Genomic DNA, 24,853 nt, shown 5'->3' with positions numbered 1-24,853 from the left:
CATCTCCCATCGGATATCAATTTTTCTTGATATTAGCCGATATTGGGAAAATGTCAAATATTCTTGATAGATTGGAAAACGAAGTGATTGTCAAATATTTTTGACAGTTAGCCCTTGAGCAGGTCGCCCAGGCCCTCGTTGAAGCCCTCGGCGAAGGCGCTAGGGATGACGACGGTGCCCTTGCCCTCGCGCAGCGACTCGTTCAGCAGGTGCATGGTGCGCAGGCGCGAGACCGCCTCGTGGTCGCCGATGAGCCCTTCCATTTCGTCCAAGATCTCGTAGATGTCGTGCTCCGCCTCCATGAGGATGATGCGGGCCTTCTTGCGTTGCTCGGCCTGGGCCTCCAGACTCATGGCCTCCTGCAGCTCCTTCGGCAGCAGAATGTCGCGCACCTCCACCGAAAGCACGGTCACGCCCCAGGGCGCCACCTTCTCCTCCAGCACCCGCTTAAGCTCCCGATCGAGTTGCTCGCGGCGGATGGCCACCTCGGCGGCGCTTGCCCGGCCGATGGCGTCGCGCAGGGCCGTTTGGGCCGCCATCTCCACGGCGCGGGTGAAGTCGCCCACCTCGGTGCAGGCCGCGGCGGCGTCCCACACGTGCCAGAACAGCACGGCGTCCACGTTCATGGGCACGAGATCGGCCGTCAGCGTCTCCTCGGCGTAGAAGGTGGTCACCCGGGTGCGCGTGTCCACCCGCATGGTATTCGACTCGATGACGGGAATAGTCCAGAACAGCCCCGGCCCCGACACGCGGTTAAAGCGCCCGAGGCGAAGCACCACCACGCGCTCCCACTGCTGAGCGATATGGCAGCAACCGATGGCGAGCAGCGCCGCCAGCGCGGCCACGATGATAAGCCCTAGGGTCACGCGGCCGGTCGCAAGCGCGCCAACGCCCAACGCGCAGGTCAGCACCACGACGAACAGCACGGCGGAGAACAGCAGCACGCCCGCCGAAGAGGCGCGCTCCCCCACCACTTCCGTAGACACATCCGGCGCCACGCGGAAGCGGCGCTCGTCGGAAGACTTCTCTTTGCCGAACATGGGAACTCCTTCAGGTCGGAACTTGCGGGACGGCGTCATTCGGCGCAGTCAGAGACGCAAACAGGGGCGGGAGACGCGAGCTGTCACGCCCCCTTCTCGGCCCGCACGGCGGGCTTCTCGAAATCGATGATGCGGGCGGACACCTCGCCGCGCTCGCGGGCCTCGTCGTACTTCAGGCGCTTGATCTTTCGGCTCATGGCGCGCTCGATGTCGTCCAGCCCCATGCCCAGCTCGCGGCACGACGCGATGCACTCGTCTAGCACCGCATCGGCCTCACCCTCCCCTTCCGCACCCATCTTCGCACCCAAATCGGTCACGAACACGCCGCGACCCCGCGTCGATTCCAGGTACCCGTCGGACACGAGGCTCAGGTAGGCCTTGTTCACCGTGTTGTAGTTGATGGAGATCTCCGAGGCCAGGCCGCGCACCGTGGGCAGCTTGTCGCCGGGCGCCAGGGTGCCGTCGTTGATGAGGTAGGCGATGCGGTTGCGCAGCTGCACCCACAGGGGCAAGTCGCTTGTCGGATCAACTTCGAAGGGAAACATGGGCGACCTTTCTCTCAAGGACTAGAAGGGGACGGAAACAACGGGCAGCATCCCGGCCGCCACTACGACCGCGCGCAAACAGGCGCCGCCAACAAGAACGCAACCGGCGCTGGCGAGCAACGCGCGCGAGGCGAGAGACGCCTCGGCGACGTCCTTACTCGCATTGCAACGCGCGAGGACAGCCTCTATCGCAAAAGGAGCAACAAGGCCAACGAGCACAAGGCCGCCCCAGAACGGCAGAGAGCACGCACCGTTCAGCAAAGAGGCCACCGACGCCAATGCGGCCGCATCGGTAGGCGTTGCCCCCGAGGAAGTCGAGCCGCCGTGCTCCAACCACGCTGCGCCGAGCCACAGCGTCACGACGACCGCCTCCAGGGCAAGGAGAATCATATCGGCGCGAACGACTTGCCGCATCGTTCGGCCGAAAACCGTCGCCATTCCCGAAAATGCTGCCACCATGCCCACAAGCGCCACTCCGCACGAGAGAGCCGAGATCGCGAACAGCCCCGGCAACCACGGGCCGAACCACAACGGCACCGACGGCATACCCGACAGCAACAGTCCCGTATAGATCACCGCGACGAAAGACACCGCCGCAAGCAAGACAGCGAGCGCTCTGAACAGAGGCAGAGGCACCGACGGCACTCCGAGCCACACAAGAAGCATGGCTGCCGCCAGCGTTCCACAAAGCAAAAGCGCCCAGAATCCTACGACCAGATAATTCGAAGGGGATGAAACCGCCAGCAAAAGGATGCGATCGAGGCGCCCCACATCAGCCGCAAGGCACAGGGCCCCCAGCACTAAGACTACCAGCGAGGCCACGAGTATCGGCACGAACAGTCGACGATAGGCAGCGCTTCCGTTGTCTCTGAAGCGCACAACCACTCCGCGACTCACGTCTCTCTCGTCAGCGAGGAGCATCAGCACTGCAGCAATCAAGAGCGCGCCCGCCCCTGTCCCTCCCAGAAAGAGGTAAGCAACCACCAGTTCGCTGAACACAACTCCTCCTCTTGCCCTAGACAATGCCTACGGAACCCACCGACCCCGCATTCCAGCGTTAAGATTATCATAAGACAATCGAAGAAGCGATGCGTCCGTCAGGAAAGATTCAGGGAGAGCAGCACCAAGAATTTCGAGTTGTTAGACATCCAACACGCTCGCAGGTGATTGCCTGCTTCCATCTTATCTTCTCATATATCGTATTTTATTACTTTTCTTACACATTTTGTTCTGTCGCAGTTTTTGAGCGAACCATCGCGCGTACCCAAAGTCTAACAACTCGAAAAAACAGCCCGAATCCGACGGCAAGCTTTTCCGAGAAGGCCTTCGTTCCCGATTCGCACGGTTAATTCACGTTGAAATCGCGCCGCTTTTGCGTCGGCTACAGCAGCACTTTCACGCCGAAGTAGGCGAGCACCACCAAACCCACGATGATGCGGTAGACGCCGAACGCCGTGAAGTCGTTCTTCTTGATGTAGCCCATGAGGAACTTGATGGAGATCACCGACACGACGAATGCCGTCACGATGCCCATCACAAGCACGGCGATCTCGGTGGCCGTCATGACCAGGCCCACGGCCATCAGATACTTGATGAGCTTCAGCACGCCCCAGCCGAACATAACGGGAATGGCCAGAAAGAACGTGAACTCCGCCGCCGCCGTGCGCGAGCAGCCGCAGAGCATGCCGCCGATGATGGTGGAGCCCGAGCGCGACGTGCCGGGGATGATGGCAAGCATTTGGAAGCAGCCGATCTTCAGCGACGTCTTCCAGTCGATCTCGTCCACGGTGCGCACGCGGAACAGGGCCATCTCGGCGTCGTCGCCATCGTCGCCCGGACCCACCTCGGGCACGGGACGCGCATGGGCGCCGCGGGGACGCCGGGGGGCGCGACTGGCCAGGTAGGCTGCCTCGCGTCGACGGTTGCGCCGCTCCAGCAGGATGAACACGACGCCGTAGACGATAAGGGCGATGGCCACCGTCCACGCATTGTAGAAGTACTCGTTGAAGAAGTCGTCCAGCGTAAGCCCGATGGCCGCCGCCGGAATGCAGCCGATGGCCACCATGCCCCACAGCCGCCACGTGCCGCGTTTCTCGGCCGACGTCTTCTTCGGTGAGAACGGGTTCAGCTTATGAAAGTACAGGATGAGCACGGCCATGATGGCGCCCAGTTGGATGACCACCAAGAACAGCTCCAGGAACTCCGCCGACACGTTCAGCTTCACGAACTCGTCCACGAGAATCATGTGGCCCGTGGAAGAGATGGGCAGCCATTCGGTGATGCCCTCCACGACGCCGATGAAGAACGCCTTCAGAACTTCGATGAACATGTCCACAGAAACTGCCTCCGTACGATTTGCTTGTCTGTCGGCCCAAGCGGCGAGCGGCAACCCAGGCCAGAGCGCGCCGCCAACACGAGGAAAAGCGCACAAGGGGCACTCCCTCTTTCGAGCCTCGGAAATGCTATCACGGCACTGCGAATCGTCAGGATTCCTACGGAGAAAGTCCACGTTTGTCACTTTGGTCTACCGAGGCGCCGGCCAGCCCAGCGTTCGCAGCGCGCGACACAACCCGTCGTGTCGCGCGTGCCGCCCATTCCACCATGGCTTGTGCACGTAGCCGATTTCATGTCAGATACAACATAGCAAGCAGGTTCGTTTTCCCTGCTCAAATCCTCTTTTCGAAAGCAACGATGCGCCAACGAACACCAAGCATCGTGGTAATAAAACTATCGAAGATCGCACTTTTACCAACGATGTCAGTTCCATTGGGGTATCATGGGACACCCGCGAGAGACCGGAAGCGAAATGTTTTTCCGGCCCGGCAAACGCAGCTTTCAACTCAACAGGCCTCGCCCTCTTCCTGGCGCTCAGGCGCACTGCGGCACAACCCGCGGCGCACGGACGTCCTTGCCTCATCACGGATGCGCCCACCAACCGAAGGGTCTCCCCCTTCCGACAAAAGGATACTATCATGCTGAAAGCTGCCCACCCCGGCGGTCTGATCCCGCCCATCCTCCATCCCTCCCCGCTCAACCGCGAAAACACCGGCGAGCGCACCGACCGGACGGGCGCGCTCCTGTTCGCAGGCGCCGTGGCTTCCTTCGGGCTAGCTCTCGTGCTCATCGGCGCTGCCGTTTCGTTCGCCGCCGGAGCGCCAGCGCCGGCGAACCTCGACCAGTCGACCCTCGTGTTCGGATCCTTGGCAGCGGCCTGCGCCCTGGCGGCACTCGGCATGATGCTGGCCTTGCGGGAGAGAAGCCTGCGCACGCAGCAAATGCGCCGCGTCACCCGTGCCGAGCAGATCCAGGGAGAGCTGGACAGTCTGGGCCTCACGCCCAAGGAGATGCCCATTGCCAAGCTCATCCTGCAGCATCAAAGCTATGCGACCATCGCCGCCGAGCGGCACCTGGCCGTGCGCACGGTGCAATTCCATGCCACGAATATCTTCCGGAAGGCCTATGTCAGCAATCGGCGCGATTTCGAGCGTGTCATCCTGGCCGACGAGCGCAACGACGACCGGAGCGACGGGGGCCGCCGCGACACTCCCTGCTGCCGCAGCAACCAAACGACACCGCCCGACGGCCGAGGCGCCGCGCGCCCCGGATGCGCCCTCTGCGGCCAAAATACCTGCTTGCCCGGGGGCGGCTCCGACAACCCGGCGACGGGCCTCCCCGCGCAAAACCCTGGCAGCGAGCAAGAGCGCGGAGATCCCGACCGTCCCGCTGGCAGCCCCACGACCCTCCGCAGCAGGGCGGCCCTGCGCCACGGCAGGCAGGAGGGAGGACGGCCATAGCCAGCGCCGTTCGCTAGCGCGCCCGCACATCTGGTAGGCGGCGCCGGCACTCGCAGGCGCGTCCGCGAGAGGTCATCATTGGGGAAACAGGCGCCCGCGCGCCGCCTTCGTCGTGGTGCCCGCGTGCTACCGTGAACCCATGAGCAACTTCGCCGACATAGCGTGCCCTGCATCGCCGCAACTCGAAAGCGCAACGACCGCCTCCCCTGACGGCCGCCCGAAAGACTCGGCAACATTTGCGGGAAGCCGCTCTCGAAAGACGCCCGACGTCCCCGAAGGCGAGATGCACGGCCACGGCTCCGGCGGCCCCAAGGACGTCTGGACGCACAACGTGGAAGCCACCGCGTCCCTCCTCATCGCCTTCGGCACCCTCATCACCACCTGCAGCGCCCAGGGCCTTTTCACCCCCTCGACCGCCAGTCGGTGGATTCTCGAGTACCTCGTTCCCTTCCAGCTGCCGATTTTCTACTTCTGCCTGGGCTTTCTCTACCAGCGCTACCGCACGACGCGCACCCCTCGCGCCTGGGGCCAGAACCTCCGCCGCGAGCTGGCGCTCATGGGCATCCCCTTCGCGGCGTTCACCGTGCTCGTGCTGCTCACGAACTCGGCCGTCGGCGCGAAGCCGCCTCTGTCGGTCGCCGATCTCCTCCGCGCGCTCTTCATCGAGCCCGTCATTCCCGTCGGCTACTTCTATACCTGCCTCATCATTTACGCCATCACCCCCACCGTGAAGAGCCGCCGCAACGCCAGCGGCCTCCTGTTCGCCGCCGTCGCAGCGAAAGCGGCCATCGTGGCGCTCGCTTCGCTGCCCGCCACCGCCGAGATGGCCACGCGCCTCCCCTACGCCGTCACCTCCGTGGCCGAGAACTGGATCTGGGTCGCCGGCGGCATGGCCATGGCGCTCTACCGGGGCCTGCCCCTCGTGCGCGGATCCGAGAAGGCCTGGGCCCTCGGCGCCCTGTGGGTGGCCACCAGCGTGATCGCCTTCTACGCCGGCTGGACCGGCGAGACGTCCCACGCCGTTCTGGACGCGCTCGGCGTGCTGTGGGCGACCTCCCTGTTCTCCACCGTGTTCCGCAGCGGGCGGCAGAACCGCTTCTACGACTTCGTGACCCGCTACACCATGGCCATCTGGCTCTTCCACGGCATCTGCCTCGCCCTGTACTTCCATCTTTGGAAGGCGGCCGGCATCTCCGTCACAGCAGCACCGTGGATGGCGGCCGTGGGGGCGGCGCTCGTCTGCTACGGCATGCCGGTGCTGATCATGGCCGTCCTTTCGCGCCTTGGGAAGGCCGGCATCATCGTGTATCCGGCCCGCTATCTGCCGCCCGCGCCGGCCACCATGCTCCGGAAGACGCCGCACTAACGTATACTAGGGCCCATGAACAAGTCGCAAACATCTTTCCTGGCGGGGGGCGACCCGTATCTGGCGCCGTTCTCGTCTATGACCGACGGGCAGCTGCGCGACCCCAAGCAGCTCGTGGGCCTGGCCCGCGCCATCGACCCGGAGGGCGCGCCGGAGCGCTTGGCGTCGGGCCTGTTCGTCGCTGAGTCCGTGAACGTCATCGACCGCGCCCTTAACGCCGGGTGCGTCCCCTTCGCCGTGCTCACCGATGCGCGCTGGCTCGCCGCCTCCGAAGTGCTCTTGGAAAAGGTGCACACGGCCAATCCGGCCGCCCCCGTGGCCGTGGTCTCCTCGGAGGAGATGCGCTCCATCACCGGCTACGAGGTGACCCGCGGGCCCTTGGCCGCCTTTCACCGGCCGCCCGAGCCCGACCTGGCCGCCCTGCTTACTGGCGCCCACCGCGTCGCCGTGCTGGAGGACGTCACGAACTACACCAACATCGGGGCCATCTTCCGCAGCGCCGCCGCCCTCGGCATCGATGCGGTGCTGCTCACGCCGGCCTGCCATGACCCGCTGTTTCGCCGCGCGTCGCGCGTTTCCATGGGTACGGTGTTCCAAGTGCCCTGGGCCCGCATCGGCAGCGCGCGCGATTGGGCGTGCGAGGGCGTGGCGCGCCTGCGCGACGCCGGCTTTGTCACAGCCGCCCTGGCCCTGGCCGACGACGCGCTTTCCATCGCCGATACGCGCCTGAAGGCGACCGACAAGCTGGCCCTCGTACTGGGCACGGAAGGCGACGGCCTGGCCGCCTCCACCATCGCCGCCTGCGACTGGACCGTGCGCATCCCCATGCACCACGGGGTCGATTCCCTGAACGTCGCCGCCGCCAGCGCCGTCGCCTTCTGGGAAACCCGCCGGGAAGGCTAGCGTCGCGCAGCCACATCCCGTAGCTGGGAAGACTAGCGTCGCGCAGCCTCATCCCGTAGGGGCTGACCTTGGTCAGCCCTCATCAGGCAAGGTTATCCCTCTTGTGAGGGGCGACTGAGGTAGCCCCCTACGGATGGAGCGGAAGCTCGGCCCCCTACGAGCCGGTCGGAAGTCCCATGGCGTTCGCGATCGCCATCGTCACGCCCACGGCTATCACGCCCACGACAACCAGCGCGATGCCCAAGATTCGCAAACGAGCTCCCTGCAGAAGGCGAAGCCTCGGAGCCGCCCGACGTAAAACGCGGACGTCGGTCAAAATGAAAAGAAAGCCCGTGAAGAACGGAATACCGAACGTCCAATACTGAAAGGCGAGCAGCCAGAACGGCCAGGTGGCGTAACGTTCGTCGGGCGTGAACGGCATTGCGATGAGAACTGCCATGAACAGCAGCCACACCACCAAGAGGGCGACATCGACCACGAGCCCTGCCGTCTCACCGGAGGAGAGCGTCGAGAAAGCACGCCTTACCCGAGAAACGACTACGCCATGCGGTCTGTCATCGATCGGAGCTGCGGCACTCACCGCCGTCGCGGCCCAATCCGCAGGGGAAACCCGACCCGCGCCGGCGACCTGGGTTACAACGACACCCCGGTCTGCAGGAGAAGCCCCGGCTGGGGCGAGCGCCGCGAGGAACGCCGCCTTCAGGTCGCGCACCGTCTGGAAGCGGGCCGCCGGATCAAAGGCGCAGGCGCGCTGGAGCACGGGGCGCAGCGCGAAAGGCACTTCCGGCCCCGCGAACCCCGCCGCAGCCACCGACGGCGACGGATCGCGCTCGGCCAGCAGGTAGTAGAGCAGCATTCCCAGCGCATACACGTCGCTGCGCTCGTCGGTCTGCCCGTAGCCGAACTGCTCGGGCGGCGCGTAGCAGCGCGTGCCGAAATGAGCCGTATCCCCCGCAGCCCCCTCGCGAAAGGCTCGGGCAATGCCGAAGTCGATGATCGTGAGACCCGCATCGCTCACCACGATGTTCGTTGGCTTCAAATCGCGATGGATCAAAGGCGGCGAGAACTGCTCGTGCAATTCCATCACCCCGTCGCAAAGGAGTGGAAACCACTGCGCCGCCAGGGCGACCGATCCGTCGCGTTCGTACACCTCGTCCCGCAGCGTGCGTCCCTGGATGTATTCCATGACCACCACCAGCTCGTTGCCAGTGGTATGAACATCGTAGATGCGCGGCAAATGTCGGAAGCGACGCCCGGCGCGCTGCGCTTGGAACAAGTGGCCGTAGGCATCCCCCATGGCCGCATCAACCGCGATGCGCTTGCGAACGAACGGTCCGAGCTCCGCCGCGTTGGCCCCCACAAAGTACACCACCTCGGTCGTCTCGTGGGGCGCCGTCTTCAATACCTCATCGACGCGATAGCACACGTCGCGGGCAAGGGCGTCAAGGTATGCGGCAAGAGGGTCGTTTTCCATAAATGCCATGGTACCAAAGTTAGCTAATGGTCGCCTCGCCGAACCGGTAAAGCTCCTCCTCAGTCTTCTGCAGCGTATAGCCATGGCTGATGGCGAAGATGACAATGGCATCTCGCCGATTCTTGCAGTACAGCTCGTTGGCACCTCGCGCCGCTTGATGAACGCCCGCGGATCCGGCGCATCCAAGAGCTCGGCCAGCATGTCCTCTGTCAGCGGTTCCTCCACGCGCTTCTTTCTCCTTCGACCCATATCACGAAGCCCCTATTGTAGCGCCCCGAGCGCCCGCCTTCGAAGACGGGCGCCCGAGACATGCGCCATCGGGCACGCTAGCTCAGCGAGAACGTCTGCTCGGCGATGAGCTCGTCGCTGAAGCTGAAAAGCTCTTCCACCTCGACGGTAAGATCGCTCATGTCGGCGAGCTCGTAAGCCGACTCGTAAGTGATGGAGGAGCCAGGCTTCACCTCGTTCATCGACTTGCCGGACTCCTCGGCATCGGCGACCACAGCCAGCTCGAGCTCGGTTCCGTTCTGGAAAGCTTTGGCGTGAACCGCCACTGCGGGGCTGGTCGCCTCGTCGGAGTTGTTCGTGAAGGTGTAGGTCACCACGGCAGCTGGATTTCCCCGATAGTCCTCGGTCACGCGGCAGTCGTCGATGGTGACGCCGTAAGCGGCCTGCGTCGCCTCGCTCTGCTCGACCGCCTGGGGCTCGGCCGCAGATCCGGAATCTCCGGCCGCTACGCCTTGCGCCGTCGCCGTATCAAGCCCGCTCTCCTCCATGGCCTGGTCGAGGGCGGCGCTGAAGGCGCTCTGCATCACGAGCACAAGGATGAAGGCGATCACAGACAGCACGAGGCCGGCGACGCCTAAGCCCTTACCGCTCTTTTTCCCTTTCGAAATGCCCACCAACCCGACGATGGCGAAGACGATGCCGAGGATGGCCAAAAGGAAGGAGAGGTTGTTGATGATCGGCAGAATCGAAGTGACCAGTGCCACGATTCCCAATACGAGAGAAGCCACGGCCATGGCCGAGCGAGGTTGCGTTTCCATAGATGATTCCCTTCTTCTAAACGCGCTATTCCTAACGGACAAGGAAGAAGGGTATCCGTTCTCGTTAACCGTTTCATTAGCTGCCAGCTAAGGCAACGGCAATTTTTCCCTAGCTCAGATCGACCTTGGCGCGCACGAGGTAGGCGGACAGGGCGACACCGCCACCGGCCACGGCAAGGTTCACCACCGTCTGCATGATGGACACCACGCCGAGCATAAACGACGCCGTGCCCGTGTCCCCCACCATGGCCAGAACGCCGACAATAGAGAACAGAAGAGAGATCACCCAGCCAATTCCCACATACAGCGCCACGGCCGCAGCCACCTTATGCCGCCGCGCCCACCATGCGCCCAGCGTCAACGAGAGGAACGCCAGCCCCACGGTGTAGGCGGCGGACACGAGCGCGTTCGCCACGCCTATGACCGACGAGGCCACACCACCGCTGCCCGTCAGCGCCGACCAACCGCCCAAAAGCGACAGCACCACCGACACCATGTCCCCATCGCCGTCGGAGATCGCGAGCACGGCCAATGAGGCGAGCGCGCAGGCCGCAAGCGTAAACACCGCCGCCAGCAGGAAGGCGGCGCAGAATTTCGCCGTCACCAGCGCGCCCGTGCGCACCGGCAGCGTGAGCGTGAGATAGCCCTCGTCGGTGAACATCGTGCGATAGAAGCGCATGGCGATGAACACGTAGACCGCCACGAGGCTGGCCCACACGAGAAAGGCGCAGAACAGCGCCGCCATCACGAGCACCACGGTCAGGTTGGAAGCGGCCGACGCCTCGTTGACATAACGGGAGGCGAATCCCGCCGCGCGGCTCACGGCGTCGGTGGCCTCGATGCAGCCGATGCCCACCACGCCAGCGACGACCATAATGGCCAGCATGATGGCCGCAGGCTTCACAAGCGCCCGCATTTCCTGGGCGAAGAGCTTTCCTAGCATCGGAACTCCTCTCGGAAGAACGCGTCCAGCGTCGTGCCCTTCCCCTGGGTCACATAGGCCACGGGCGCGTGCAGAAGCATCTGGCCATAGCGCAGCAGGATGAAGTCGTCCAGAAACGCCTCCACGTCGCGCACGAGGTGGGTGGAAAGGATGATGGACGACTGCGGCCGATAGGCGCGAATAACCGTTTGCAGGATGTAATCGCGGGCCGCCGGATCCACGCCGCCGATGGGCTCGTCCAAAAGATACAGCGCCGCGTGACGGGCCATGACGAGCGTGAGCTGCACCTTCTCAACGGTGCCCTTGGAAAGCGCCGCGCACGGGGCGCCCTCGGAAACGCCGAGCCGAGCAAGCATGTCCCGGGCCAAGGCGGCGTCGAAGTCCTCGTAGAAGTCGGCGAAGAAGGCGATCATCTCGCGCACGCGCATGGAACGGGAGAAGTAGGGCCGCTCGGGCAGGTAGGAGACGAGCGCCTTCGATTCCGGGCCTACCTCATAGCCCGCCACGCGAATGTCGCCCGCCGTCGGATGGGCCACGCCGGCGATCATCTTCAGCAGCGTGGTCTTGCCCGAGCCGTTCGGGCCGAGCAGCCCTACGATGCGGCCGGCGGCCAAGCTGACAGTAAAGCGGTCGAGCGCCACCGTGGCGCCATAGCGCTTAGTGAGGTCGCGGCACTCGAGCAAGGGCGGCGGCGCGACTTCGGGGACAAAGGCATCCACGGGAAGCCTCCTCATCGTTCGGAATCACTGGCTCCATCCTAGCACGGACGCCAACGGCCAAGCGGGAACCCCATCGAATGAGCGAATCGCTCCCGCCGCATGGGCGCATGGACCTTCCCACCGCATGGGCGCATGGACGAATCAGTCATGCAGCGCTTTTCCGAAGGCATCGACAATGCACCCTCTTGTTTTGGGAAAGAATTTCGAGTTGTTAGAGTTCGCGCGCAGAAAACCAGCTGCTCCAAATCAGCAATTCAGGCAAAACCGCCATCAAAATGGCGAGATCGCCCTCTCATTCGCTCGTCTAAGTCTAACAACTCGAAATTCTTGCCAAAAAGAGGGGGGCGCTTTGCTCCAAAAGCGAAAACCCTGGAAGCGCGCCGTCCCGCCCCCGTTAAACCCGCTCGAAGGCCCAGAGGTTGGCACATTGGGCGAGCACGCGCTGAACGTCCCAGGTGCGGGCGCTGTTGGCGGGGCTGTTGGGGTCGTGGATGACCAGCTCGCCGTTGTCGGCCACGCCGGCCACCACGAGAAAGTGTCCCGTGTCCGTGAAGTCGCCGGGGCGCACGCTGCAGATGACGGGATGCCCCTCAGCGAGCTCCGCCGCAAGACGCCCCGCGTCCGCCGGCACCTCATGAGAAGAAAGTCCCAGCTCAGCCGCGCCGTCGGTCATGAGGCGCCAAGCGGTCAGGCCCCCTTCCACGTAGCCTTCGGCCTCGCTGAAGGCGGCCATGGCGGCGGGATCCTTGTCGGTCTTCCCCGTCAGTGCGATGTAGACCATGGCCAGGCTCGTCGGCCCGCATCCGGCCTCTCCCACGGTGGCGCCGGCATAGGGAGCGTTGCGGTACTGGGGGTCGGTCTGGTAAAGAAAGGGCAGCTCGCCGCCGCGCCACTCGTCGCACGGGGTGCTGACGGGGTCGGTCGCCTCCTCGGTGCCCGCAGCGTCCGGAGCGACGTCGGCCGTGGGCGAGGCGATGCCCGGTCCCGCAAGCCCCAGCCCTTCGGCGTACAGGTTCGCCATCTGGAAGATGGCGACCAACACGAAAACGGAGAGCGCCGCCACGCCCAGCACCGACCACAGATGCCAGCGCCGTCGCCCAATGCGACGGCCACGCGCGGCGCGGCCCGTGCGGGCCAGACCGCCCAGCATGGCCCTCACCACGCCCGGCACGGCAGCCGAAGCCGCGAACGCCCGCGCCGACCCGCGAGACGGCCGCCGCTGCGGCGATGCACCCTGGGCGGTTTTCGAACCCGCGCTACGAGCCGACCGACTCCCCGCGCCCTGCGGCCGCGCCCAAGCGTCCCGCCCGTAGGGATTGGGGACAACCCTCGAAGCACCCGAAGAGCCCGAAGCGCCCGCCCTTCCGGCGCAGCTTAAGGGCGCGTCCCCTTCGTACAAGTTTCCCTCGTCGAAACGGTAGGCAGCAGTGTCCATAAATCTCTCCTTACGTTGCACCTCCACCTTACCGACGAGCCGGCTTACGCGTCCCATAGCGAAATCTGACATTTCCGGCAGGGCACCTTAACTTTTCCTGAAGCTGTCACGGGATGGCACGCCTGTTGGCAAAACCCGGGGCGAATCGCGTACAATAGCCCTTATGGAAAAACGCGCGCACATACTGGTGGTGGACGACGAGCAGGCCATCGCCGATCTGGTTGTCAACCTGCTCGTGGCCGAGGGCATGGACGCGCTGGCCTGCTACAGCGGACAGGCGGCCTTGGACATGCTCGCCCGCACGCCGTTCGACCTGGCCATCGTGGATATCATGATGCCGGGCATCGACGGCTTCGAACTCTGCGTTCGCATGCGCCAGATGCGGGACATTCCCGTCATCTTCCTCTCGGCGAAAGACGAGGAGGCCGACCAAGTCGTCGGCTTCACCCTGGGCGCCGAGGACTACGTCACCAAGCCCTTCCGGCCCCGCGAATTGGTGGCCCGCGTGAAAGCGCGCCTACGCCGACGCCAAGCAGCGCCCCAGGCTTCCTCGACCCTGCTTTCCGCCGGCGCCATCGAGGTGGACTTGCGCACGCATCTGGCCACGCTCCACGGCGAGCCTTTGCACCTCACCCCCAAGGAGTTCGCCATTCTGGCGATTCTGGCCCAGTCGGTCGGCTCACCGGTCTCGGCGGCCGATCTGTTCGAAGGGGCCTGGCACGAGCGCTTCGACGACGCGGCGGCCAACACGGTCATGGTGCACATCCGCCGCCTGCGCAAGAAGCTCGCCGATATCGACGCTTCCACGACGTTCATCGAAACCGCCTGGGGCGTCGGCTACAAGCTGCGCGGTGCGCCCGGCGACACCGGCCATGGCGCTTAAAAGCGAGCAGGCCCGCGTCCTGCGCCGGCGCGTGCTCGGCGGCCTCATTCGCAACCTGCTGCTGTTCAGCGGGGCCTTCGCCCTGGCCTGCCTGGCCATCGAGACCTTCATGGTGCCTTCGATCGCGAACTGGGTAGCCGACTCAACCTCGTCCTGGCGCACCCTGAATTCCTCCGAGCAGTTCCAGCAGATCCTCACCGACCAGGGACTGCTCGACGATGCCAACCTCTTCGACCTCTGGGTCAACGAGGCCGTCGAGAGCGGCTACTCCAACGATGCGGGCACTATCGCCGAGGTTCAAGGCGAAGTGAACGAGATGGAAGACGCCCTGGCGGAGTATGCAAGCATGATGGCCGACTCGCCCGAGAACGCCGAGGCGGCCGCGGCCTACGCCAAGGAACGGGCTGAGAAGCTCGGGGCGGATGTGGCCGTCGCCTCGGGCACCAACGCCGCGGCCATCGGCGACACGAGCGCCTTCATCGATGACGTGGCGCCCCTCGATGCCGAGACCGACGGCGCCCCGGACGACAAGACCCTCTGGGCCGTTCCCCTCCTTCCCTATCAGACCATTCTGACGGCCGAGGGCATTTTCACCGACGAGGCGAGCGCCGCCCATGCCATGGCGGCGCTGCGCGTATCAGCATCCCTGCAGGAGCTGGGGCTTTCCCTGCCCGAGGCCCAAACGTTCATGCCGCCGGAGACCACGGTGGACGTGGCCACGCGGATTCTCGTCAGCGCCGCCGTCCTGGGCTACGATCAGCCAACGTTAAACGACCTTCTGCAAAGCGCCTTTCGCCAATCCCAGGAGCAGGCCTACAGCGCCTGGCTTGACCTGACCTCCGCCGAAGAGGCGCGGGCGCTGGGCGTCTCCGACGACCACCCCGTCTGGCAAGTCCAGTACGGCGAGGACGGCGTCTACCGCATGCGCGACGTCGCCACCTACACGTTCGTCAAGTCGTTCAAGCTCCCGCTGGCTCTACTCGTCTTCGTGGCCGGCTGGCTCGTCATCATCCTGCGGGCCCTGAACCGGTCGCTGCGCTACTTCGACGAGCTGTCCGGGGCCGTGGGCCGCTTGCTCGCCGACAAGGACGCCCCCATCGAGCTGCCGGCCGATCTGTCCATCGCCCGCAACGAGCTGGCGGTTATCCGCTCGCAGTCGCTGGCCGACGAGCGCGCCGCCCACGCCGCCGAGCAGCGCAAGAACGAGCTGGTGGCTTACTTGGCCCACGACATCCGCACGCCGCTCACCTCGGTGCTCGGTTACCTAGACCTGCTGCACGAGACAACCGATCTGCCCCGTGAAACCCTGCGCAAGTACGCCGACATCGCCTATTCGAAGGCCGAGCGCCTCGAAAGCCTCATCAACGAGTTCTTCGAGATCACCCGCTACAACCTGTCAGCCATTCCCATCGAGCGGGAGACTGTGGGAGTGCGCCTGTTCTGCCAGCAGGTGGCCGAGGCGTTCTTCCCCGAGGCCGCCGCCCGCAACATCCGCATCACCGTGGACGCCGCCGGCGCCGGCCAGTTCTTCATCGACCCGGACAAGCTCGCCCGGGCGCTGGGCAACGTGCTGCGCAACGCCGTGGCCTACGCCGACGCGAACTCCGTCATCGCCATCGCCGCGCGCCAGGACGCCCGCACGACCACCATCACCGTAGCCAACCGCGGACGCGAGATATCCGACGCCCATCTGGAGACCATCTTCGAGAAGTTCTACCGCGAAGACGGGGCGCGCTCGTCGAAGAAGGGCGGTGCGGGGCTGGGGCTCGCCATTGCCCGGGAAATCGTCGTGGCGCACCACGGCGACATCGAGGCGGCAAGCGAGCGCGGCGTCACCGTGTTCACCCTGCGCATTCCCACCCAGGGGGAGGAGATTGAAGGAGCAGCCGCCGCGCCGCGCATCCCGGGTGCGCCCGAGGGCCTCCAGCGGCCGGTTGCGCCCGTGCCGCCCCGCACCGCGCGGCCGGCGAGCGTGCGGGCAATTTCCACGCCGCCTTCCGCGACGACGCGCCGCGGGGCCTCCACCCGTCCGAATCCGCAGCACCCCGTCGGCGAACGGACGCACGCGCCGCGCCAAGGTACCTCTCCGTTAAATCCTCGTAACGCTCGCCATGGACAGGTTCCCGCGCGTAAGACGGTACGCGATAATGATGCGACACCCCGGCGGCGCGGCCTGTCCCGCTAGCTTCAAAACCAAAGCGAGCGTCAGCCCGAAGCGCCGTTTTCCTACTCAGCGAACACCCAAGGAGGCACCATTGAACCCCATCCGCATCGGCATTCTCGGCTATGGCAATCTCGGCCGCGGCATTGAACTGGCCGTCGCCGCCAACGACGATATGGAACTGGTGGGCGTGTTCACCCGCCGCGACCCGGCCACCGTGCATCCGCTCGGCGAGAACGTCGCCGTCTGGCCCGCCACGGAGCTGGCCGCCCATACCGACGACATCGACGTGCTCATGCTCGCCGGCGGCTCCGCCACCGACCTGCCCGAGCAGACCCCGGCAGCCGCTGCGCTCTACAACGTGGTCGACTCCTTCGACACCCATGCCAACATCCCGGCGCACTTCGCCGCCGTCGATGCGGTGGCCCGCGAGACGGAGCACGTGGCCGTCATCTCGGTGGGCTGGGATCCGGGCATGTTCTCGGTCTCGCGCGTTTACGCCAACGCCATCATGCCCAACGGCGCCGACTACACCTTCTGGGGCCGCGGCGTCTCCCAGGGGCACTCCGACGCCATCCGCCGCATCCCCGGCGTGGTGGACGCCCGCCAGTACACGGTGCCCGTGCCCGAGGCGCTGGAGGCCGTGCGCTCCGGTGCCAACCCGGAGCTGACCACGCGTCAGAAGCACACCCGCGAGTGCTTCGTCGTGGCCGAGGAGGGTGCCGATACGGCTGCCATCGAAGAGGCCATCGTCACGATGCCGAACTACTTCGCCGACTACGACACCACGGTCACCTTCATTTCTCAGGAAGAGCTCGACCGCGATCACGCCGGCATTCCCCACGGCGGCTCGGTCATCCGCACTGGCACCACGGGTGCCGCCGGCGAGAACACCCACGTGATCGAGTACTCGCTGAAGCTCGATTCCAACCCGGAGTTCACCGGCAGCGTGCTCGTCGCCTGCGCCCGCGCCTGCTGGCGCATGGCCTGCGCGGGCGAGACGGGCTGCCGCACCATCTTCGACATCGCGCCTGCGCTGCTCTCGCCCATGACCCCCGAGGAGCTCCGCGCGAAGATGCTGTAAGGCCGCGCGCCCAACAGCGCCAGCGAACACGCGCGCTCATTAACAAGCGGACCGCCCACCGGGTGGTCCGCTTTTTCATCGCTCGAGGCATTTTCATCGCTCGAGACAACTTGCCCCTCAATTTGGGGGCATATTTTCGAGTTGTTAGACTTCTACGCCCTGCAAGACAAAAGAAAAGGACTCAATACGAGTCCTTTTCCTGCCTTCCGGCCCCTTCTCGGTCTGTCTTTCCACCCTGGTTCCCCAAACCGCCCCCGACCATGTCTAACAACTCGGAATTTTGCACCCAGAACGGCACAGAGATTGTCCCAGACTGAGCAAGACGCGGCAGAGGTGGCTAGAACTTCGCGAAGCGCTCTTGGCGTTGGCGGACCAGCTCGTCGGGAGAAAGATCGGCCAGCTCCTTGTAGGCGATGCGGACGTAATCGCGCACAGCAGCGACGGCCTCCTCCGGATTCTCGTGGGCCGGGCCCTCCCCTTCCGAAATGACCGCATCGATGATGCCGCATTCCAGCACCGAGGCGGCGTCCATCCGCATGGCCTCGGCGGCCTCGGGCGCGCGGGTGCGATCCTTCCACAGGATGGAGGCGAAGCCCTCCGGCGAGAGCACCGAGTACACCGCATGCTCCTGCATGGCCACGCGGTTGCCCACGGCCAGCGCCAAGGCGCCCCCGCTTCCGCCCTCGCCCAGAAGCACGCTCACCACCGGAACGGTAAGGCCCGCCATGGCCACCAGATTGTCGGCGATGGCGTTGCCCTGGCCGCGCTCCTCGGCCTCGGTGCCGCAGAAGGCACCCTGGGTGTCCACCAGGCAGAGAATCGGGCGCCCGAACTTCTCCGCCTCGCGCATGAGGCGCAGCGACTTGCGATAGCCCTCGGGCTGGGGGCAGCCGAAGTTGCGGGCCACGCGGTCGGCCAAGTTCACGCCCTTCTCCTGGGCGATGATCGTCACCGGATGGCCGGAAATCCAGCCGATGCCGGCGAGGATGGCCCCGTCGTCGGCGAAGGCGCGGTCGCCGTGCAGCTCGATGAAGCCCTCGACGATGCCATCGATATAACGGCGCGCCGTGGGACGGTGCACGTTGCGGGCGATCTGCACGCTCTCCCATGCGCTGCCGGCCGGAGCCTCCAAACTCACCCCGGACTTGCGGGCCTCGCGCCGGGCATGGCGCTCCAGCTCGCGGCGGGACGCCTCCTCGGCTTCCTCGGGGGTTTCCGGGCGCCCGATGAGCTCGCCCACCACCGGCACCGACTCGGCCAGGCTGCGCCACAGCCCCGCGGCCTCCTCGTCGCGGATGCGCTCGCCAACGGCTCGGGCCTCGGGCGCCACGTCCACCGAGCCGTAGGCGTCCGCGCCCACCGACAGCGCGTCCATGACGCTGTGGTAGGTGACGATGCGCCCCGGGTCGTCGGCCGGGGCGTGCAGGGCCAGAAGCTGGGCCAGCACGCTGCGCATCTGGGAGCGCTCCACGATGGCGTCGATAAGCCCGTGCTCGAGCGCGAACTCCGCCGTCTGGAAGCCCTCGGGCAGCTCCTGCTTGATGGTGTCGCGGATGACCCGCTGGCCGGCGAACCCGATGAGCGCGCCGGGCTCGGCCAAAACGATATCGCCCTGCATGGCGAACGACGCCGTCACGCCGCCGGTCGTGGGGTCGGTGAGCACGGTGATGAAGGGCAGACGGGCCGCACTCAGGCGCTCCACGGCGCAGGACACTTTCGCCATCTGCATGAGCGAGATGAGGCCCTCCTGCATGCGGGCGCCGCCGGAGGCGCAGAACACGACGACGGGCAGCCGCTCGGCGATGGCGCGATCGATCATCGCGGCCACCTTCTCGCCCACCACGTGTCCCATGGAGCCCATGAAGAAGCCGGACTCCATGACCCCTACGGCCAAAGGCAGCCCCGCGATGGTCGCGCGTCCCGTGCGCACCGCTTCCTCAAGGCCACTCTTCTCGCGCTGATCGGCGATCTTCTCCGGGTAGCCCGGGAAGTCCAGCGGGTTGGAGTCGGGCATGACCGCGTTCCACTCCTCGAACGAGCCGGCGTCCACCGTGGCGGCCAGGCGCTCGTCGGAGCGCAGGCGCTGCAGGGTGCCGCAAGCCGGGCAATAGCCGCCGAGCTCGATGATCTCCTCCTTGTCGAAGAAGAGCTTGCACTTGTGGCAGCGGCGCCAATGGGTGGGGCCCTCGTCGTCGTCCGCCACCCGAGCCGGCTCGTTTTCCCAGGGCGCCTCGGAGGGCGACGCCGCACCGAGCGCGGGCGCGACGCCGGCGGGCAGAAGCTCCACCCAGCCGGTGCGCAGAGTGCCCTCGGTGGCCGGGGCGAACACGCGCAGGCCGCGCTTGGCGGCGTGACGCAGGAAATAGGCGTCCTCCGCGAGCGACGCCTTAGCGCTGTCGAGGAAGATAAGCGTCGCACCGCAGGCCTTGGCCGCCGAGAGCACCGTGTAGATGTTGGCGGAAAGCGTGTCGGCGTCCACGTCGGCCGTGGTGCTGCCCAGGTTGTAGGTGGGCAGCATGCGCCGGGCGAAGCCGTCCAGCGAGCGGTTGTCCACCGTGGCGAAGACCACATCGAGGCCCGCCTGCTCCATGGGCACCACGAAGGCCCGGGCGTTCTTGGCCGAGGCGATGACGAGGGCCCGGGGCTTCTCGGCGGTTCGCGCCGCATCGACGGCGAAGTCGTCGCCGATGGTGGACCGAACGTGCTCGGAGACGTCGGCCACCTTCTCCTCCGGGTCGCGATGGGCCGCGCCGGGGCGGGCTCCCACCAGGGCCGCCGCCGTATCCGGCAAGGTGCCGGCCGCCTCCACGATGGCGTCCAGGGCGTAGGAGACCGCCGACTTCAGCGAGCCGTCCTCGGGCGCCTCAGGGACCGCAGAGCCGTCTTCAAGCTCGGAGACGAAGTTCCCCGCCGTGTCGAAGCTGATGTACTTGGAAGCCGCTTTGGCCATGTCTACTCCTTGGGTGCGAGCACGTACTTCTGGGTGGCCGTGGCGCAAATCTCGCCGTCCACCGAGGCCTCCACCTCGGCCACCACGAGGCGGCGCGACGACTTCACGATGGTCGCGCGCAGCGTCACGGTGTCACCGGGGGCCACCTGGCGGCGGAACTTCGCCGCGTCTATGCCGGTGAGAAAGCCGATGCACCCGCGCAGCTCGGGCGCCTGAAGCACGGCGATGGAGGCGCACTGGGCGAGCGCCTCCATGATGATGACGCCGGGCAGCACCGGATGGTCGGGGAAGTGCCCGCGGAAGATATCCAGATCAGCCGGTACGTCCAGCTCGCCTTCGATGGAAGCGCCGGGCTCGATGGCCATAATGCGGCTCACCCACACGAACGGATCGCGATGGGGCAGAATCCCCTCGATGACCTCACGCCCCCAGGGCAGCGGCGCCATCGCGTTCTCCTCAGTCATCGGCTCCTCCTAACCGTTATAGGGCGAGAAGGCCAGAGCGGCGTTGTGGCCGCCAAAGCCCAGCGAGGTCGACAGGGCCACCTTCTGCGGGTAGTCGGTCATAGCCTCGGTGACCACCGCCACGGGGCAGTCCTCGGCGGCCTCGGCGAAGCCGGCCGTGGGGGGCACCGCGTCGCGCGCCACGGACAGGGCGCACACGATGGCCTCCACCGCGCCGGCGGCGCCGAGCATGTGGCCCGTGGTGCCCTTCACGGAGGTGACCGGCACCGAAGCGGCCGCTTCCACACCGCCCATCAGGTTCGCGAGCGCCTTCGACTCCGTGGCGTCGTTGGCCGGCGTGCCCGTGCCGTGGGCGTTCAGGTGCCCCAAATCGGCCGGGGTGAAGCCGCCCTCGGCCAGAGCGGCGGCCATGGCAGCGGTGATGGCGGTGGCCTCCGGGTCGGGCGCGGTCATGTGGTAGGCGTCGCCCGTGCTGCCGAAGCCGGTGATCTCGGCGATGGGCGCGGCGCCGCGGGCCAGAGCGCTTTCCAAAGACTCGATGACGAGCGCGCCGGCCCCCTCGCCGGCCACGAACCCGCCGCGGCGGGCGTCGAAGGGCAGCGAGGCCTCTTTGGGATCCTCGGCGCGGGTAAGGGCCGACAAATTCGTGAAGCCGGCGATGCAGATGGGGCTCACGGACTCCTCCGTGCCGCCCACGAGCGCCGCGTCGATGTAGCCGTGGCGGATGTCGCGCAGCGCCGTGCCGATGCAATGGGCGCCGGTGGCGCAGGCGGTCACCACGTTCAGGCACTCGCCGCGCATGCCGTAGCGGATGGCCAGGTTGCCCGCGGCGATGTTCCCGATCATCGTGGGAATGAACAGGGGGTTCACGCGCTTGGGGCCCTTCTCCTCCAAGGTGGCGAAGCTCTTCTGCAGCTCGTCGATGCCGCCGATGCCGGTGCCGAACACCACGGCGATGCGATCGCGGTTCTCGTCGGTCACTTCCAAGCCGGACTGGGCCAGCGCCTCGTCGGCCGCCACGATGGCGTACTGCACGAAGCGCTCGAAGCGGCGCGCCTCCTTCTTGGTCAGGCCGTGCTCGGTGCCATCGAAGTCGCGCACCTCGCCGGCGATGTGCACCTCGTACTCGCTCGTATCGAAGCGCTCGATGGGCGCGATGCAGCAGCCGCGCTCCATGAGCGTCTCCCACAGCGCCTCGGCGCCCACACCGGCCGGCGTCACCGCGCCCACGCCGGTGATGACGACGCGATGGGTGCCGTCGGGCCGCCGGGTCTGGATGCTCTCGTTCTCGCTCATAAAGACATTCCTCCGTCCACGCAGATGACCTGACCGGTAATATAGGACGCCTCGTCCGAGGCGAGGAAGCGCACCAAATGCGCGATGTCGTCCGGCTCGCCCAAGCGCCCGCTGCCGATGCGGCTCACGATAGCCTCGCGCTGGGCATCGGAGAGCGCATCGGTCATATCGGTGGCAATGAATCCCGGCGCCACGGCGTTGGCCGTGATGTTGCGGCGCGCAAGCTCCCGGGCGAGCGACTTCGTGAGCCCGATGACGCCGGCCTTGGAGGCGGCGTAGTTCACCTGGCCCGCGTTGCCGTACACGCCCACCACGCTGGACATGTTCACGATGCGACCCCAACGCTGCTTCATCATCAGCTTCGCGGCGGCGCGGCAGCAATGGAAGGTGCCCTTCAGGTTGATGTCGATGACGGCGTCGAAGTCGTCGTCGGACATGCGGGCGGCCAGGCCGTCGCGGGTGATGCCGGCGTTGTTCACGAGCACGTCCACCCGCCCGTTGGCCTCGGCCGCAGCGGCGATAAGCGCGTTGGCCTCCTCTTCTATGGCCACGTTGGCGGCCACGGCCAAGGTTTCCACGCCGAACTCTTCGGCGATCTCGGCGGCTACCGCCTCGGCGGCGGGCAGGCTGCGCTCAGAAGAGCTGTTCACCACCACGTTCATGCCGGCAGCCGCCAGCTCGCGGGCCACGGCGCGTCCGATGCCGCGGGTGGAGCCGGTCACCACGGCGCAACGGCGATTCTCTGATTCGGTCACATTTATTCCTTTCCAAATTCCTCGACGAAGGCGTCGAAGGAGGGGCGATCTTGAATGGCAGCTCGGGGCGCGCTGCGGTCGATGCGCTTCACGAGATTGGCGAGCACGCCGCCGAAGCCCACTTCCGCGAACATCTTCGCGCCGACCGCCTGAAGCTTTGCCACGCTGGCCTCGAACTGCACGGGCGACACCAAGTGCGCCACCAGCTCCTCGCGAGCGCCGGCGACGTCAAGCGGCGCGGCGTGCACGTTGCCGATGACCGGCACCACCGGCTCGCGGAACTCCACCTTCGCCAGGTAGTCGGCGAAGGGCGCCTGCGCCGGCGCCATGAGCGGGCTGTGGAAGGCACCGGACGTGGCCAGACGCGAGAAGCGGCCCTTGCTCGCGGCCCACGCCTCCTCGGCGCGGGTCACCGCCGCCGGCGTGCCGGCGATGACGATCTGGCCGCCGCCGTTCAGGTTCGCGGGCACGAGCACCTCGTCCTCGGCGCACTGAGCGCACAGTGCCTCGGCCTCGGGCAGCGTGATCTTCAGAAGCGCGCTCATAACGCCGGGATTCGCGTCGGCCGCCTCCCCCATGAGGAGCGACCTCTCGGCGATGAGCGCGAAGGCGTCCTCCTCGGCGAGCATGCCGCCGAGCACCATGGCGGAAACCTGCCCGAGAGAGAACCCGAGCAGCGCGTCCGGCTCGATGCCGCGCGCCTCAAGCGACCGCCCCATGCCGACCGACAGCGCCGCGATGGCGATCTGGGCGTTGCGCGTGTCGTTCAGCTCTTCGGGCGACGCGTCGCGCACCAGCGCTGCCACGTCGCGGCCGAGCACGTCCGAGGCGCAAGCGAACACGTTCGCCACCTCGGGGATGTCCAACAGATCGGCGCCCATGCCGGGCTTCTGGGAGCCCTGGCCCGAGGCCATGAACACCAGGCCAGCCGGGCCCAAAGGCGCCAAGGGGGTCTCATCAAGCATGGCGGCCTCCTTACACGCGCGCCCGGCGGCTGTTCAGCTCGGCCAGCTCGCCCAAGGAGCGCCCGGCCAGGGCCTCAGCCTCGCGCACCATGTTGGCAATAACCTCGGCCGCCGTGCCGCGCTCGGTCACCAGCGCCGCCACCTGCCCGGCCATGACCGAGCCGTTTTCCACGTCTCCCGCCACGGCCCGGGCGAGCGAGCCGGCGTACATGCCCTCCAGCTCTTCCCCGGAGGTGGCGGCCATCTCGATCTTGCGGCACTCGCGGGCGAACTTGTTCTTCAGGCCGCGCACCGGATGCCCGGTGCCGCGCCCGGTGACGATGGTGTCGGAGTCCTTGGCTTTCAGCACCTTCTCCTTCCACGCCTCGTGCACGCCGCATTCCTCCACGGTGAGGAAGCGCGTGCCGCACTGCACGCCCTCGGCGCCCAGCGCGAAGGCGGCGAGCATCCCCCGGCCATCCACGATGCCGCCGGCGGCGATGACGGGGATCGAAACCGCCGCGGCAACCGACGGCACGAGCGCCATAGTGGTCAGCTCGCCGATATGTCCGCCGGCTTCCGTGCCCTCGGCCACCACGGCGTCGGCGCCGAGGCGCTCCATGCGGGCGGCCAGCGCCGAGGAGGCCACCACGGGCACCACCTTCACGCCGGCCTCTTTCCACATCTTCATATAGTTGGCGGGGCTGCCGGCACCGGTGGTCACCACTTCCACGCCCAGCTCGCACACGAGCTCGGCCACCTCGCTCGCGCGCGGATCCATGAGCATGACATTGATGCCGATGGGCTTGCTCGTAAGGGAGCGGGCGCGGGCCACCTGCTCGCGGATCCATTCGGGCCGGGCTCCTCCGCAGGCGATGATGCCCAAACCGCCGGCTTCACTTACGGCGCCGGCCAGCCCTCCGTCGGCGATGCGGGCCATAGCCCCTTGCACCACGGGATATTCGATGCCCAAAAGCTCTGTGATACGGGTCTTCATGAAAGCAGCTCGTCCTCTCTTTCGCTGCGGCAACACGCGCCTTGAGATAAACTA

21 protein-coding genes are annotated in these 24,853 nt (G+C 66.3%); 6 read left to right on the top strand and 15 right to left on the bottom strand.

The annotated features are described in order from the left end of the window. Nucleotides 1-107 precede the first annotated feature (107 nt). The 4 genes from ACYVRU_RS03725 to ACYVRU_RS03710 form a co-directional block, all read right to left on the bottom strand. Nucleotides 108-1,040 carry a slipin family protein gene (locus ACYVRU_RS03725; RefSeq protein ID WP_452039461.1) on the bottom strand — a complete coding sequence of 311 codons (933 nt, stop codon included), beginning with the start codon at nt 1,038-1,040 and terminating at the stop codon, nt 108-110. A gap of 83 nt (nt 1,041-1,123) precedes the next feature. Further along, the gene (locus ACYVRU_RS03720) at nt 1,124-1,585 is read right to left on the bottom strand and encodes a GntR family transcriptional regulator (protein WP_223900588.1); all 462 of its coding nucleotides are present in this window, start codon (nt 1,583-1,585) and stop codon (nt 1,124-1,126) included. A 21-nt stretch (nt 1,586-1,606) separates the two neighbouring features. Continuing rightward, nucleotides 1,607-2,584, bottom strand: a complete 978-nt coding sequence (gene nrfD, locus ACYVRU_RS03715; RefSeq protein WP_452039462.1) for an NrfD/PsrC family molybdoenzyme membrane anchor subunit — start codon at nt 2,582-2,584, stop codon at nt 1,607-1,609. A gap of 382 nt (nt 2,585-2,966) precedes the next feature. Next, nucleotides 2,967-3,914 carry an undecaprenyl-diphosphate phosphatase gene (locus tag ACYVRU_RS03710; RefSeq protein WP_288219813.1) on the bottom strand — a complete coding sequence of 316 codons (948 nt, stop codon included), beginning with the start codon at nt 3,912-3,914 and terminating at the stop codon, nt 2,967-2,969. Between the two features lie 643 nt (nt 3,915-4,557). On the opposite strand from ACYVRU_RS03710, the gene ACYVRU_RS03705 reads away from it, so the two are divergent. The 3 genes from ACYVRU_RS03705 to ACYVRU_RS03695 all read left to right on the top strand — a co-directional run bounded on the left by ACYVRU_RS03705 (nt 4,558) and on the right by ACYVRU_RS03695 (nt 7,648). After that, a complete protein-coding gene (locus tag ACYVRU_RS03705; protein WP_114539271.1) occupies nt 4,558-5,379 on the top strand; it encodes a helix-turn-helix transcriptional regulator in 822 nt (273 codons plus the stop codon). A gap of 283 nt (nt 5,380-5,662) precedes the next feature. After that, complete coding sequence (locus tag ACYVRU_RS03700; RefSeq protein WP_114539272.1) at nt 5,663-6,745, top strand: acyltransferase family protein; 1,083 nt, start codon at nt 5,663-5,665, stop codon at nt 6,743-6,745. 15 nt (nt 6,746-6,760) lie between these two features. After that, entirely contained in the window at nt 6,761-7,648 is an 888-nt protein-coding gene (locus ACYVRU_RS03695) for a TrmH family RNA methyltransferase (RefSeq protein ID WP_227070551.1), read from the top strand. A 154-nt stretch (nt 7,649-7,802) separates the two neighbouring features. Here ACYVRU_RS03695 and ACYVRU_RS03690 read toward each other — a convergent pair whose 3' ends face one another. From ACYVRU_RS03690 to ACYVRU_RS03670, 5 genes are all read right to left on the bottom strand, one after another. Further along, nucleotides 7,803-9,347, bottom strand: a complete 1,545-nt coding sequence (locus ACYVRU_RS03690; protein ID WP_461185732.1) for a serine/threonine protein kinase — start codon at nt 9,345-9,347, stop codon at nt 7,803-7,805. Nucleotides 9,348-9,448: 101 nt separating this feature from the next. After that, nucleotides 9,449-10,168, bottom strand: coding sequence for a DUF5067 domain-containing protein (locus ACYVRU_RS03685; protein ID WP_302223840.1), 720 nt, complete (start codon nt 10,166-10,168; stop codon nt 9,449-9,451). A gap of 109 nt (nt 10,169-10,277) precedes the next feature. After that, complete coding sequence (locus ACYVRU_RS03680) at nt 10,278-11,111, bottom strand: hypothetical protein (protein ID WP_452039463.1); 834 nt, start codon at nt 11,109-11,111, stop codon at nt 10,278-10,280. Further along, nucleotides 11,105-11,830: an ABC transporter ATP-binding protein gene (locus ACYVRU_RS03675; protein WP_227070548.1), complete on the bottom strand. Its 726-nt coding sequence runs from the start codon at nt 11,828-11,830 to the stop codon at nt 11,105-11,107. The genes ACYVRU_RS03680 and ACYVRU_RS03675 overlap by 7 nt, the downstream gene beginning before the upstream one ends. Before the next feature lie 394 nt (nt 11,831-12,224). Then, nucleotides 12,225-13,265, bottom strand: coding sequence for a C39 family peptidase (locus tag ACYVRU_RS03670; protein ID WP_302223844.1), 1,041 nt, complete (start codon nt 13,263-13,265; stop codon nt 12,225-12,227). A 163-nt stretch (nt 13,266-13,428) separates the two neighbouring features. On the opposite strand from ACYVRU_RS03670, the gene ACYVRU_RS03665 reads away from it, so the two are divergent. The 3 genes from ACYVRU_RS03665 (at nt 13,429) to ACYVRU_RS03655 (ending at nt 17,393) form a co-directional block, all read left to right on the top strand. After that, nucleotides 13,429-14,148: a response regulator transcription factor gene (locus ACYVRU_RS03665; protein WP_041714355.1), complete on the top strand. Its 720-nt coding sequence runs from the start codon at nt 13,429-13,431 to the stop codon at nt 14,146-14,148. Continuing rightward, nucleotides 14,138-16,333: a sensor histidine kinase gene (locus ACYVRU_RS03660; protein WP_452039464.1), complete on the top strand. Its 2,196-nt coding sequence runs from the start codon at nt 14,138-14,140 to the stop codon at nt 16,331-16,333. Before ACYVRU_RS03665 ends, ACYVRU_RS03660 begins: the two co-directional genes overlap by 11 nt. A 70-nt stretch (nt 16,334-16,403) precedes the next feature. Further along, a complete protein-coding gene (locus ACYVRU_RS03655) occupies nt 16,404-17,393 on the top strand; it encodes a diaminopimelate dehydrogenase (protein WP_302223847.1) in 990 nt (329 codons plus the stop codon). A 337-nt stretch (nt 17,394-17,730) separates the two neighbouring features. On the opposite strand, the gene ACYVRU_RS03650 is transcribed toward ACYVRU_RS03655, so the two are convergent. From ACYVRU_RS03650 to ACYVRU_RS03625, 6 genes are read right to left on the bottom strand one after another with little or no spacing between them, the layout of a single operon-like run. Then, nucleotides 17,731-20,343: an acetyl-CoA carboxylase carboxyltransferase subunit alpha gene (locus ACYVRU_RS03650; RefSeq protein WP_302223850.1), complete on the bottom strand. Its 2,613-nt coding sequence runs from the start codon at nt 20,341-20,343 to the stop codon at nt 17,731-17,733. A 2-nt stretch (nt 20,344-20,345) separates the two neighbouring features. Next, on the bottom strand, nt 20,346-20,807 hold the full coding sequence (gene fabZ, locus ACYVRU_RS03645) for a 3-hydroxyacyl-ACP dehydratase FabZ (RefSeq protein ID WP_227070544.1): 462 nt from the start codon (nt 20,805-20,807) through the stop codon (nt 20,346-20,348). 9 nt (nt 20,808-20,816) lie between these two features. Beyond that, a complete protein-coding gene (gene fabF / locus ACYVRU_RS03640) occupies nt 20,817-22,103 on the bottom strand; it encodes a beta-ketoacyl-ACP synthase II (protein WP_452039465.1) in 1,287 nt (428 codons plus the stop codon). Beyond that, nucleotides 22,100-22,864 carry a 3-oxoacyl-[acyl-carrier-protein] reductase gene (fabG, locus tag ACYVRU_RS03635; RefSeq protein ID WP_417003593.1) on the bottom strand — a complete coding sequence of 255 codons (765 nt, stop codon included), beginning with the start codon at nt 22,862-22,864 and terminating at the stop codon, nt 22,100-22,102. Before fabG ends, fabF begins: the two co-directional genes overlap by 4 nt. After that, complete coding sequence (locus ACYVRU_RS03630) at nt 22,861-23,823, bottom strand: ACP S-malonyltransferase (protein WP_302683160.1); 963 nt, start codon at nt 23,821-23,823, stop codon at nt 22,861-22,863. Before ACYVRU_RS03630 ends, fabG begins: the two co-directional genes overlap by 4 nt. 10 nt (nt 23,824-23,833) lie before the next feature. Further along, entirely contained in the window at nt 23,834-24,799 is a 966-nt protein-coding gene (locus ACYVRU_RS03625; RefSeq protein WP_302012428.1) for a nitronate monooxygenase, read from the bottom strand. Between the last annotated feature and the right edge of the window lie 54 nt (nt 24,800-24,853).

Source organism: Adlercreutzia sp. CNCM I-6216, assembly GCF_977113345.1.
This window is presented reverse-complemented; position numbering and strand designations above follow the sequence as displayed.

Bases quoted from the DNA above. Each gene is read 5' to 3' on its own strand.
- ACYVRU_RS03725 (WP_452039461.1), bottom strand. From the start codon at position 1,040: ATGTTCGGCAAAGAGAAGTCTTCCGACGAGCGCCGCTTCCGCGTGGCG.
- ACYVRU_RS03720 (WP_223900588.1), bottom strand. From the start codon at position 1,585: ATGTTTCCCTTCGAAGTTGATCCGACAAGCGACTTGCCCCTGTGGGTG.
- ACYVRU_RS03710 (WP_288219813.1), bottom strand. From the start codon at position 3,914: ATGTTCATCGAAGTTCTGAAGGCGTTCTTCATCGGCGTCGTGGAGGGC.
- ACYVRU_RS03705 (WP_114539271.1), top strand. From the start codon at position 4,558: ATGCTGAAAGCTGCCCACCCCGGCGGTCTGATCCCGCCCATCCTCCAT.
- ACYVRU_RS03700 (WP_114539272.1), top strand. From the start codon at position 5,663: ATGCACGGCCACGGCTCCGGCGGCCCCAAGGACGTCTGGACGCACAAC.
- ACYVRU_RS03695 (WP_227070551.1), top strand. From the start codon at position 6,761: ATGAACAAGTCGCAAACATCTTTCCTGGCGGGGGGCGACCCGTATCTG.
- ACYVRU_RS03685 (WP_302223840.1), bottom strand. From the start codon at position 10,168: ATGGAAACGCAACCTCGCTCGGCCATGGCCGTGGCTTCTCTCGTATTG.
- ACYVRU_RS03680 (WP_452039463.1), bottom strand. From the start codon at position 11,111: ATGCTAGGAAAGCTCTTCGCCCAGGAAATGCGGGCGCTTGTGAAGCCT.
- ACYVRU_RS03670 (WP_302223844.1), bottom strand. From the start codon at position 13,265: ATGGACACTGCTGCCTACCGTTTCGACGAGGGAAACTTGTACGAAGGG.
- ACYVRU_RS03665 (WP_041714355.1), top strand. From the start codon at position 13,429: ATGGAAAAACGCGCGCACATACTGGTGGTGGACGACGAGCAGGCCATC.
- ACYVRU_RS03660 (WP_452039464.1), top strand. From the start codon at position 14,138: ATGGCGCTTAAAAGCGAGCAGGCCCGCGTCCTGCGCCGGCGCGTGCTC.
- ACYVRU_RS03650 (WP_302223850.1), bottom strand. From the start codon at position 20,343: ATGGCCAAAGCGGCTTCCAAGTACATCAGCTTCGACACGGCGGGGAAC.
- fabZ (WP_227070544.1), bottom strand. From the start codon at position 20,807: ATGACTGAGGAGAACGCGATGGCGCCGCTGCCCTGGGGGCGTGAGGTC.
- fabF (WP_452039465.1), bottom strand. From the start codon at position 22,103: ATGAGCGAGAACGAGAGCATCCAGACCCGGCGGCCCGACGGCACCCAT.
- ACYVRU_RS03630 (WP_302683160.1), bottom strand. From the start codon at position 23,823: ATGCTTGATGAGACCCCCTTGGCGCCTTTGGGCCCGGCTGGCCTGGTG.
- ACYVRU_RS03625 (WP_302012428.1), bottom strand. From the start codon at position 24,799: ATGAAGACCCGTATCACAGAGCTTTTGGGCATCGAATATCCCGTGGTG.